The organism is Stenotrophomonas rhizophila, assembly GCF_003651185.1.
In the GTDB taxonomy this organism is placed as follows: Bacteria; Pseudomonadota; Gammaproteobacteria; order Xanthomonadales; family Xanthomonadaceae; genus Stenotrophomonas; species Stenotrophomonas maltophilia_Z.
In genome coordinates, this window is record NZ_RCDC01000004.1 from 1,871,772 (window position 1) to 1,882,901 (window position 11,130).

Consider the following 11,130-nt stretch of genomic DNA (forward strand, 5'->3'; position numbering starts at 1 on the left):
GAATGCGGTTGATGATGCGAATGATTGCCATTACCATAGTGTGATCCGGGTCGCGCAAGGGATGCGTACCCGTGAACAGTTATCGAGCCCGCGCCGGGTCACCGCCCCCGCCAGCCGCTTCCTGCCCCCACCCCGCTCCGCCGCAGGCCACCCAGGACGCCGGCCATGCCCGTTGCCGTCTTTCTGGAAACGCCGATGCCCCGCTACGCCCACGTGCTGTCCCGCCCGTCGATGCACCGTCGCCCGCTGCCGCAGGCCTTGATGGTGGCCCTGTGCGCCCTTGCCGTTGCGCCTGCGTTCGCGCAGGATGCGACCCCTGACGCCACCACCACCCTGGACAAGATCGTGGTCAAGGGCGAGCGCGCCGAAGGCTATTCGGTCCGCAGGACCTCGGCCGGTACCCGCTTCGATCTGGCCCCGCGCGAGATCCCGCAGTCGGTCAGCATCATCAGCCACCAGCGCATCGAGGATCAGAACCTCGATGACATCATCGACGTGCTGGCCAACACCACCGGCGTGAGCAGCACCCAGTCCGATACCGAGCGCACCGAGTTCTACGCGCGCGGTTTCTACATCGACAGCTACCAGTTCGACGGCCTGCCGACCCAGATGGTGCAGAACTGGAGCTACGGCGATTCCGGCCTGGATTTGGCCCTGTACGACCGCGTGGAAGTGGTGCGTGGCGCCACCGGCCTGCTGTCCGGCGCCGGCAACCCGTCCGCCTCGGTGAACCTGATCCGCAAGCACGCCGACAGCGCCGAGCTGACCGGCAACCTGTCGGTCAATGTCGGCAGCTGGGGCCGCACCCGCAGCACGGTGGATGTGACCACCCCGCTGAACGCCAGCGGCTCGGTGCGTGCGCGCGTGATCGGCAGCTACCTGGATACCGAATCGCAGATGGACCGCTACGACCAGCACAAGACGCTGGGCTATGCGGTGATCGATGCCGACCTGACCCCGGATACCCAGCTGAGCGTGGGCTATGACTACCAGCAGAAGCGCGCGAACGGCGCGACCTGGGGTGGCTTCCCGATGTGGTACTCCGACGGCACCCCCACACCGTACGACAAGACCTTCAGTGCGAACCCGGGGTGGACCTACTGGGATACCACCAGCAAGCGCCTGTTCGCCACGCTGGAACATGCTTTCGCCAATGACTGGAAGGTCAAGGTCGGTGCGACGCACGACAAGACCAATGCCAACGACAAGCTGTTCTACCCGTCCTACACCGCCTTCGACAAGGTCACCGGCAGCGGCATCACGCCAATGGCCGGCCTGTACAACACCGAGCGCAAGGTCGACAGCGTGGACGGCTTTGTGGAAGGCCCGTTCCAACTGTTCGGCCGCGAACACCAGTTCATGGCCGGCCTGAGCTACAACAAGCGCGAGTACGCCAACTACGGTGACTTCCAGGTCGGCGGCACCAATACCGCGTGGGGCCCGATCGACAACTATCTCAACTGGACCGGCAACATCCCGGAACCGAACTGGAACCCGCTGAGCCTGGCCAGCCAGGGCACCATCACCCAGAAGGCCGGCTACGCGGCGACCCGCCTGTCGTTGGCCGATCCGTTGAAGCTGATCCTGGGTGCTCGTTACACCGATTGGAAAAGCGAGGGCGAAGACGCGGACCGCTCGCACAAGGTCACCACGCCGTATGCCGGCCTGGTCTACGATCTCAACGACACGTATTCCACCTACGCCAGCTACACCGAGATCTTCCAGCCACAGACGCTGCGCACCAAGGCGGGCAGCTATCTGGACCCGGTCGATGGCAAGAGCTACGAGGTGGGCGTCAAGGGCGCGTGGTTCGATAACCGCCTGAACGCCTCGCTGGCCGTGTTCCGCATCGAGCAGGACAACGTCGGCCAGGCCACGATGGACAAGGTAGACGGTAACGAACTCGAAACGGCGTACATCGCCGCGCGCGGCACCGTCAGCCGCGGCGTTGAGTTCGAACTCAACGGTGAGCTTGCCCCGGGCTGGAACGCAACGTTTGGTGCGTCGCGCTACGTGGCCAAGGACATCAACGACGCGGACATCAACACCAACCTGCCGCAGACCACGCTCAAGCTGTTTACGAGCTACACCCCGCAGTCGCTCACCGCACTGACGGTCGGCGGCGGTGCCAACTGGCAGAACCGTATCTACTACCCGATCCCGGGGCTTGGCCGCTTCGAACAGGAAGGCTACGCGCTGGTGAGCGCCTTCGTGCGCTACCGCATCTCCCCGGAGTTCAGCGTGCAGGCCAACCTCAACAATCTGCTGGACAAGAAGTACCTCTCGCAGATCACCGGCTACGGTGCCTACGGCGATGGTCGCAACGGGTCGATCACGTTCAACTGGTCGTTCTGATCGGTCATTGATCGTAACGCTTCAACAAAGGAGAACCGGGCATTGCCCGGCTCTCTGCGTTTTGCACGATGCGCAACGGACGCGCGGCGCCGCACGGCCAGACCTCGGTAGTGCCGGCCGCTGGCCGGCAGCCTCATGAACGATGAAAGTCCTGCCTGGTTGCCGGCCAGCGGCCGGCACTACGGCCTGGCGCGCAGCAGCGCCAACCCGAACCCGATGAAGATCGTGCCGACCACGCGGTCGAACACCTTGCGCAGCCCCGGCTTGGCCAGATAACCGGCCAGCCCGCGGCCGCCGGCGGCGTACACCCCGTACCAGAACATCTCCATCACCGCGAAGGTGCCCACCAGGATCACGAACTGCGGCAGCTGCGGCTGGGTGAGATCGACGAACTGCGGCAGGAACGCCGAGGCGAACAGCAGCAGCTTCGGGTTGCTGATGCCGATGATGAATCCATCGCGGAACAGCACGGTGCGTGAACTGGGCACCAGCGCCGAGGTGCTGCCGACGTCGATCGGCGCATCACCGCGGCGCCAGGCCTTGATCCCCAGGTACACCAGGTACGCCACGCCGGCGTAGCGCAACACGTCGAACACCATCGGCGAGGCCTTGAGCACCGCGCCCAGCCCGGCGGCGGAGATCGCCAGGGCCAATACCAGCGCGGTCAGGCAGCCGGCCATCGCCGCGATACTGCGGCGGAAGCCGACGCGCACGCTGCGGGTCATCACGTGCAGCATGTTCGGGCCGGGCGTGCCGCACAGGACGAACACGGTCACGGCGAAGATCCACCAGGTATGCAGGTTCATGGCAATACAGTTCGAGAGAGAGGTAGTGCCGGCCGCTGGCCGGCAGCGCAATGATGCCTGACGGAAACAGCATCGGCAGGCCGGACTCGCGAGATGGCCGGTCCTCGCAACCGGGTTGTCCGCCCGGAACGCACCGGGGCGCCCTCACGGCGCCCCGGCGTGTCATCTCCGCATCAGCCCGCGATCAGAACCGCAGGTCCGCGCGTACGTACCAGTAGCGCCCGCGCGGGATGTCGTAGGTGGAGGCGTCATAGCCGTTGAGCGAGCACGACAGGCAGATCGGCGGATCCTTGTCGAACACGTTGTTCAGGCCGGCGCTGAGTTGCAGGCCCTTCATCCAGTCGATCTTGTAGCCCACCTGCATGTCGTGGAAGGTGGTGGCCGACAGTTCGTTGGTGCCTTCGGCCTGGTTGCTGCAGATCGGGAAGGCGGCCACGTCGCCGCACGCCTCGGTGAGCTTGGAGATGTGGCGCACCGTCCAGGAGGCGTTCCAGTTGGACAGGTTCCAGCTCAGCGTGGCATTGCTGGTCCATTCCGGGATCGAGCTGTCGGCCACTTCCACGCCGGGCTCCTGCGGCTGCTTCTGCCCGGCGGCCCCCAACGCCTCATAGCGGCCGACGAAGGTGTTCTGCCAACCGAGCTTGAACTGCCCGATCTCCGTCTGCGGCAGCGTCCAGAACAGATCCACATCCCAGCCATCGGTCTTGATCGAACCCAGGTTGGTCAGCCGGTTGTTGAAGCTGCTGACCGCCCCGGTGGAGGCGCGCGTGATGCCACTGCAGTACAGCGGGTCCAGCGTGTCCACGCACAGATCAAGCTGGGTCTGCGCGTTGATCGCCTGGATCGCGCCTTCGATGTGGTGGCGGTAGAACGTCAGCTCGACATCGAAGCGCTCCGACCAGGACGCATTGCTGCCGAACCACGGGCTCCACACGAAGCCGGCGCTGAAGCTGCGCGAGCGCTCCGGATCCAGTTCCGCGTTGCCGCCGGTGGTGACCGAGATCTGCGAGTTGGCCTGCTGGAAACCGCCCGGCACGCCGAGTGCGGCACAGTTGGCGGCACTGCCGCGCGGCGGCGTGCCCCCCAGCCCGACCGAGCAGGGATCGAACAGCTGCAGATCGGCACGCGCGGCCGAGCCATACAGCTCGCCGATGGACGGTGCGCGGAAGCCTTCGGCGTAGCTGGTGCGCAGCACGAAGTCATTGGTCACCTGCCAGCGCAGGCCGTACTTCGGGGTGAACTCGCCACCAAACGTGGAGTAATCCGAGTAGCGCCCCGCAAGGCTCAGGTCGAGTTTTTCGCCGAGCGCGCTCTTGGCGAAGATCGGCACGCTCAGCTCCAGGTAGGCCTCGTTGACATCGTAGGAACCGGCGGTCGGCAGCGAGGGCACGCCGTTGTAGTGGCCGATCACGGTCAGCGGATCCGGATCGTAGCGGCCCTCGTACTTGCGGTACTCATAGCCGGTGGCGAACGAGACCGGGCCGGCCGGCAGGGTGAACAGCTCGCTGCTCAGGTTGGCGGTGAACAGGCTCAGCTCGTTCTGGCTGCGGTCACGCACTACTGGCTGGATCCAGCGCAGCATCTCCGGGGTGATCGAGCCGACCCCACCGAAAATGTTCAGCGGTACGCAGCCGGGGGTGGCCGCACAGATCGCCGGATCGCCCAGCGCCATGTTGACCTTGTAGATGTCGTAGCTGCCGTAGTTGGTCTGCTCGGCCTTGTTCTTGCTGTACATGCCGTTGAGGTCCCAGAACCAGCTGCGATCCGCGGCCTGGAACTGGCCGACCAGGCCGGTGGCGAAGTACTGGGTGTTGACCTCCTGCTCGAACACGCGCGCGCCGCCTTCAACAGGGCGACGGCCGATCAGGCTCATGTTGCCCGAGGCGGCCAGATCGAAGCCGAACGGGTTGTACGGGTTGAGGCCGGAGACCACGATGTTGTCGGCCAGCGGGTTGCCGGTGGCGCCATCGGGGCCGAAGAACAGCGGCTCCGGACCGGCCTGGTTGGTGGACTCGCGGCGATTGCCAAGCGCCTTGATATACCACTGGATGTCGTCGGTGAGATCGAAGCGGAACTGGCCGAAGATGCCTTTCCGCTCGGACGGGGTGAGCACCAGGTTGTACTCGGCGAAGTTGAAGCGGTCGGCCGAGGTGAAGCAGTGATAATCATCACTGCGGTCGCAGCCGGCGCTGCCGTCGTAACGCGGGCTGCTTACGCCGGTATTGGGTACGATGTCCTGTACCGCCCCGGTGGCGGGATCGACGAACTTGAAGCGCCCCTGCGGAATGCCACCACTGCCGAAGGCCAGCCCGGTGCCGGGAATCGGGAAGCGCGACTGCTCGCGATCGCGCGCATACACCGGGTCCTGCTTGGTCCAGCTCGCCCCCAGGAACAGGGTGTAGCGGTCACCGCTGGTGCCCCAGGCCAGGTCCACGCCCTTCTGGGTGCCATCGCCCTTGGTGTACTCGCCATAGTTCATCGTCACCTGAGCGCCGTCGAATTCACGGCGGGTGATGATGTTGACCACACCGGCGATCGCGTCGGAGCCATACAGTGATGAAGCGCCGTCTTCGAGCACTTCGATGCGCTCGACGATGGCCAGCGGAATGGTGTTCAGATCGGTCGCCGCGCCCACGCCGGACGCGGAAGATTCATTGACCCAGCGGATGCCATCGACCAGCACCAGCACGCGCTTGGCGCCCAGGTGACGCAGATCGACCTGGGCCGACCCCGCACCCACGCCACTGCCATCGGGTGGGAAGCCGAAGTTGCCCGAGGAATTGAATTTCGCATTGAGCGCCGAGCCGGAGCCGGTCAGCTGCTGCAGCACGTCGCCGATCGAGGTCAGGCCGGTGCGCTCGATCTCGGTGCGGGTCAGGGTCTGGATCGGCACCTGCCCTTCCACTTCGGCCCGCTTGATACGGCTGCCGGTCACTTCCACCCGGTCCAGATCCGTCGTACTGCGTGGCGCGTCCTGCGCGCTGGCCAGGGCCGGTGCAGCCAGCAGCAGGCACAGCGATACGGCGACCGCCAACGGGCGGTGATGCAGGTTGTTCATTCGCTCTCTCTCCAAAGGAATGTTGGGCGGGACTGCCGCTCCCCCCTGCATGGCGGCAGTGTCTCCTTTGTAAACAACCTGTAAATGTGAAGGAGTGACGTGCGCCTCGCTTTCACGGGGAATCGACAAAGCCGACTGTGCGCGGGCGCGGCTATGGGGCAGCATGTGTGCGGTCTGTGCGAGCGCACATGCTGCTGTTTTCGAGGGATATTGACGGCATCCGGGGCGGTCGTCGTGCCGCTGCTGCGCGAACGCCGTCCGCGTGATGTCGGGAATCTGGTGACGACTGGGAACCTCGGCGATTGCGCTGGCCAGCGCTTCGGAATCGGCTTCCGTGCGCAGCCGTCGAGGGTCGTTGGCATGGCGTCCAGATGCGCCGCCGCACGTCGATGCGATGGGGTTTCGAGCGGCGCGTGTTTCCAACGTCCCTGGTCACCGGGGGAGCGATGGACCGGTGTGCGAATGGACCGCCCCAGCGGCGCCCGTTCATCCTCGAGTCGGATTGCCCTCACCGCCTTTCACCGGCCCCCGTTATGCTTTCCGCATGACTCGACTTCCCCTCTATTTCTTCAGCGCGACCGTCCTGCTGGCCTGCACCGGGGTCAGCCCGGTGGCCGATGCCCAGAACCTGGATGCCCAGCGCGCGCAGCTCAAGGCCGTGATCGACAATGCCGAGCGCGGCCAGTTCGATCCTGCCCAGGCAGCGGCACTGAGCAAGCACCCGCTGTATGGCTGGGTGGAGTTCGCCAATCTGCGGCGCAACATCGATACCGTCAGCAACGTGCAGGCGCAGGATTTCCTGAAGCGCTACAACGGCCAGGCGGTAGCCACCAGCTTCCGCAACGTATGGCTGCCGGCGGTGGCGCGGCGCCAGGACTGGCCGACCCTGCTGGCCAACTGGACCGACACGACCAACGTCGGCCTGCGCTGCGCCCAGCTCAATGCACGCCAGGCTACCGGCAAGGCCGATACGCAGTGGGTCAGCGAGGCACAGGCGATCTGGCGCAGCACCGGCAAATCCTTGCCTGATGCCTGCGACCCCGTGTTCGCGGTGCTGGATGCCAAGGGCGGCATGAATGCCGAGCTGCGCTGGGCACGCATCGATGCCGCTGCCGATGAGCAGCAGCCGGCGGTGATGCGCAGTGCCGCGCGCGGGCTACCGGCCGCCGATCTGACCCTGGCCAACACCTATGCCGCCTTCGTCGACAAGCCCAATGCCAGCGCGCTGAACTGGCCGCGCAATGAGCGCAGCCGGCGGATCGCCACCGATGGCTTGGCCAAACTAGCCAAGGCCGACCCGGGGGCCACCGAACAGCAGCTGCCGCAGTACGCCGACGCGCTGCAGCTGAGCGCCGCGCAGCGCGCGCAGGTGCTGTACCAGATCGCGCTGTGGACGGTGGCCTCCTACGGTCCGGACTCCGCCCGTCGCCTCAATGCGGTGCCCGAATCGGCGTATGACGAGCGTCTGCACGAATGGCGTGCGCGCGAAGCGCTGTCGCGCGGCGACTGGCCGGCGGCGCTGACCGCGATCCGCAAGATGGGCCCGACCCAGCGCGCCGACTCGCGCTGGCGCTATTTCGAAGCGCGCATGCTGGACAAGACCGGCAAACGCAGCGAAGCGCAGGCGGCCTTCCGTGAGGCCGCCCGCGCGGCCACCTTCCATGGCTTCCTGGCGGCCGACCAGCTCGGCCAGAACTACACGCTGTGCCCGTGGGAACCCAACGACAGCGCCCAGGCGCAGGCGGCGGTCGCGCGTGACCCGGCGATCGTGCGGGCGATGGAACTGTTCAAGATCGAACGGGCGGGATGGGCCGTGGCCGAGTGGAACGATGCGCTGAGCCGCTATGACAACACGCAGCGCCGCCTCGCCGTGGAAGTCGCCCGCGACAACGGCTGGTTCGACCGTGCGGTGTTTTCGCTCGGCAAGACCCCGGACGAGCAGCGCCTGTATTCGCTGCGCTTCCCGCTGCACCACGACGACAGCATCCGCCGCGAGTCCGCACGCAATGCCATCGATCCGGCCTGGGTGGCCGCGGAAATCCGCGCCGAGAGCATCTTCAACCCGAAGGCCCGCTCACCGGCCAACGCCATGGGCCTGATGCAGGTCCTGCCCGCCACCGGTGCGGCAGTGGCCAAGTCAATCGGCCTGACCAACTACGGCGGCGCTGCCAGCCTCTACGACCCCGATACCAACATTGCCATCGGCACGGCCTACCTGCGCCAGCTGATGAACAAGTACGAGGGCCTGCCCTACGTCACCATTGCCGCCTACAACGCCGGCCCGACCCCGACCGCCCGCTGGCAGTCGCAGCGTCCGGGGTTCGATCCGGACATCTGGATCGAGACGATCAGCTACAAGGAAACCCGCGAGTACGTCGCGCGCATCCTGGCCTTCAGCGTGATCTACGACTGGCGCTTGAACGGTGACGCGCTGCCGGTGACCGACCGCATGAACGGCCGCCTGCAGGCCAAGCGCAAGACCTTCGCCTGCGCGGCCAACGCCGACAAGGGCGGGGATTGAGCGGACTGACGATTATCATGGCCGCATGAAGATCTATCTGGTGGGCGGCGCCGTGCGTGACCGCCTCTTGCAGTGTCCACCCGGCGACCGCGACTGGGTCGTGGTCGGGGCCACCCAGGCGCAGATGGACGCGCAGGGGTACAAGGCCGTGGGCCGCGATTTCCCGGTATTCCTGCATCCGGATACCGGTGAGGAATATGCGCTGGCCCGCACCGAGCGCAAGTCCGGCCGCGGCTACCGCGGCTTCGTGGTCGATGCCGATCCCGCTGTGACGCTGGAGGAGGACCTGCAGCGTCGCGATTTCACCATCAACGCGATCGCCTGCGATGAAGCCACCGGTGCGTTGGTGGATCCGTATGGCGGCGTGGGTGATATCCAACAGCGCGTGCTGCGCCACGTCGGCCCGGCCTTCGTCGAGGATCCCCTGCGGGTGCTGCGTGCGGCCCGCTTCATGGCGCGCTTTGCGCCCCTCGGCTTCACCGTCGCCGCCGAGACGATGGCCCTGATGCGGGAGGTCGCCGCCAGTGGCGAGCTCGATGCGCTGGTGCCCGAACGCGTCTGGCAGGAGCTGAGGCGTGCCCTCGCCTCCGCGCGGCCGTCCGCGTTCCTGCGCACCCTGCATGACGCCCAGGCACTGGGTGCGATCCTGCCCGAGCTGGAGGCCCTGTACGGTGTGCCCCAGCGCGCGGAGTTCCATCCGGAAGTCGATACCGGCGTGCACCAGGAAATGGTCAGCGACATGGCCGCGCAGCTGGCCCCGGGCGATGACCTGATCGGCTTCGCCGCGCTGACCCACGACCTCGGCAAAGGCCTGACCCCACCGGCCGAATGGCCGCGGCACATCATGCATGAGCAGCGTGGCGTCGCCCCGCTGCGTGGAGTGGCCGAACGCCTGAAGGTGCCGGTCGATCACCGCCAGCTGGCCGAAGCCGTCTGCCGCGACCATCTCAACGTGCACCGCATCGATGAGCTGCGCGATGCCACCGTGCTGGAGCTGCTCGGCCGCTGCGATGGGTTCCGCCGGCCCGAACGCATCGCGCAGATCGCGCTGTGCTGCGAAGCCGACAAGCGCGGCCGGCTGGGCTTCGAGGCCAGCGACTACCCGCAGGGTGAAACGCTCAAGCGCCTGCACCAGGCAGCGCTTGCCGTGCAGGCGCGCGATCTGGATCTGACCGGGCTGAAGGGGCCGGCGGTGGGGGAAGCGCTGGCCAAGGCGCGGGTGAAGGCCATCAGCGCGGTGCGTACACGCTGATCGACGGCTGGGATGACGCCTCAGGTGGCGCTGGCGCACGCCGGTTGCGCCAGCAGCCAGTCCCTTGCGGCCGCCGCAGCATCCTCGCCCTCACCGATCACCACATCCGGCGCGATCTTCCTGCCATCGCCCTGGCCGTTGCGATCGACCATGACGTTGCCGGTGACCAGCAAGGCGCTTCCATCAGGCAGCAGCTCGGTCCGGTTACCCGTGGAGACGCCTGCCGTGGGCTGGCCGAAGCTTCGGGTGTTGGCACGCCCACGGAACGCCAGTGCCGTCGCCTCTCCCGCGCTGGCGGTGCGCGGCCCGAACAGCACCGCCACCGGTGCGCCGGGATGACGCAGCCGATACGCGGCCGCGCCAACATCCAGCAGGTTCTTCTGCTCCAACCACACCGCGCCGCCGTGCAAGAACCAGGACCGCTCCGAGCCGGCCGTGGTGAACGCACCTACCCGCGGTGCATTGCCGCCCGCGTCTTCCAGCAAGGGCGCCAGGCCGAGCAACATCGGCCACATGTTGCCGCCGGTGTTGCGCCGCAGGTCGACCACCCAGCCGCATCGCTCCGCGCGGTCCTTGCTGCGGATGGCGTCCTGCAGCGTGCCTGCAAACGCAACACTCGCCCGCTGCCAGGCCACGCTGTCGCCCGGTCCACCACCGCTGAAGGCGCCCACCGTCATCCAGCCGATGCGCCGGCCGACCGTATCCATATCGCGCTGCTGGTCAGTGCGTTGCTGCTTGGCGCGGTGCTCGTGTGTGCGCTGCGTTGCCGGCGGTGGCTGGGATCCCGCCACGGTGGCGCGGCTTGAAGAGGACTGCAGCAACGGGTAGCTCGCCGGCAGCCACCGCCCATGCCCCCCACTGCTCACGGCAATGGCATCGCGCAACAGCGGCCAGGTCTTGGCGGGATCAGCATCGGGAGCCTGCAGGCGGGTGCGCAGCGCCTGCCAATCGACCTTGTCGCCGTACAGCGCCTCGCGCTCCAGCACCGCCACGATCCGCAGCTGTACCGGTGGCGCAGGCATCTCCTGTGCGTTCGCCATCGGTGCAAGCAGCACACCGGCCAGCAGCGCCGGGCGCGTACAACGAGACCGCAGGAACATCACCATCGCGCTACATCCGTGTAGTTGAGCAGGCCGCA

6 protein-coding genes are annotated in these 11,130 nt (G+C 66.8%); 3 read left to right on the forward strand and 3 right to left on the reverse strand.

The window, feature by feature from the left end; genetic code table 11:
* The first annotated feature begins 195 nt into the window (after positions 1-195).
* The gene (fhuE, locus tag BCL79_RS08315; protein ID WP_183073760.1) at positions 196-2,355 is read left to right on the forward strand and encodes a ferric-rhodotorulic acid/ferric-coprogen receptor FhuE; all 2,160 of its coding nucleotides are present in this window, start codon (positions 196-198) and stop codon (positions 2,353-2,355) included.
* Between the two features lie 179 nt (positions 2,356-2,534).
* Here fhuE and BCL79_RS08320 read toward each other — a convergent pair whose 3' ends face one another.
* Both BCL79_RS08320 and BCL79_RS08325 read right to left on the reverse strand, forming a co-directional pair.
* Positions 2,535-3,161: a LysE family translocator gene (locus tag BCL79_RS08320; protein ID WP_121039813.1), complete on the reverse strand. Its 627-nt coding sequence runs from the start codon at positions 3,159-3,161 to the stop codon at positions 2,535-2,537.
* A 184-nt stretch (positions 3,162-3,345) separates the two neighbouring features.
* A complete protein-coding gene (locus BCL79_RS08325) occupies positions 3,346-6,219 on the reverse strand; it encodes a TonB-dependent receptor (RefSeq protein ID WP_121039816.1) in 2,874 nt (957 codons plus the stop codon).
* A gap of 544 nt (positions 6,220-6,763) precedes the next feature.
* On the opposite strand from BCL79_RS08325, the gene BCL79_RS08330 reads away from it, so the two are divergent.
* Positions 6,764-8,740, forward strand: a complete 1,977-nt coding sequence (locus BCL79_RS08330; RefSeq protein WP_121039819.1) for a transglycosylase SLT domain-containing protein — start codon at positions 6,764-6,766, stop codon at positions 8,738-8,740.
* 25 nt (positions 8,741-8,765) lie between these two features.
* Complete coding sequence (locus tag BCL79_RS08335) at positions 8,766-9,992, forward strand: multifunctional CCA addition/repair protein (protein ID WP_121039822.1); 1,227 nt, start codon at positions 8,766-8,768, stop codon at positions 9,990-9,992.
* 20 nt (positions 9,993-10,012) lie between these two features.
* Here the strand turns inward: BCL79_RS08335 and BCL79_RS08340 are convergent, their stop codons facing one another.
* Positions 10,013-11,098, reverse strand: coding sequence for a S41 family peptidase (locus tag BCL79_RS08340; protein WP_259462121.1), 1,086 nt, complete (start codon positions 11,096-11,098; stop codon positions 10,013-10,015).
* Between the last annotated feature and the right edge of the window lie 32 nt (positions 11,099-11,130).

Bases quoted from the DNA above. Each gene is read 5' to 3' on its own strand.
- fhuE (WP_183073760.1), top strand. From the start codon at position 196: ATGCCCCGCTACGCCCACGTGCTGTCCCGCCCGTCGATGCACCGTCGC.
- BCL79_RS08320 (WP_121039813.1), bottom strand. From the start codon at position 3,161: ATGAACCTGCATACCTGGTGGATCTTCGCCGTGACCGTGTTCGTCCTG.
- BCL79_RS08325 (WP_121039816.1), bottom strand. From the start codon at position 6,219: ATGAACAACCTGCATCACCGCCCGTTGGCGGTCGCCGTATCGCTGTGC.
- BCL79_RS08330 (WP_121039819.1), top strand. From the start codon at position 6,764: ATGACTCGACTTCCCCTCTATTTCTTCAGCGCGACCGTCCTGCTGGCC.
- BCL79_RS08335 (WP_121039822.1), top strand. From the start codon at position 8,766: ATGAAGATCTATCTGGTGGGCGGCGCCGTGCGTGACCGCCTCTTGCAG.
- BCL79_RS08340 (WP_259462121.1), bottom strand. From the start codon at position 11,098: ATGGTGATGTTCCTGCGGTCTCGTTGTACGCGCCCGGCGCTGCTGGCC.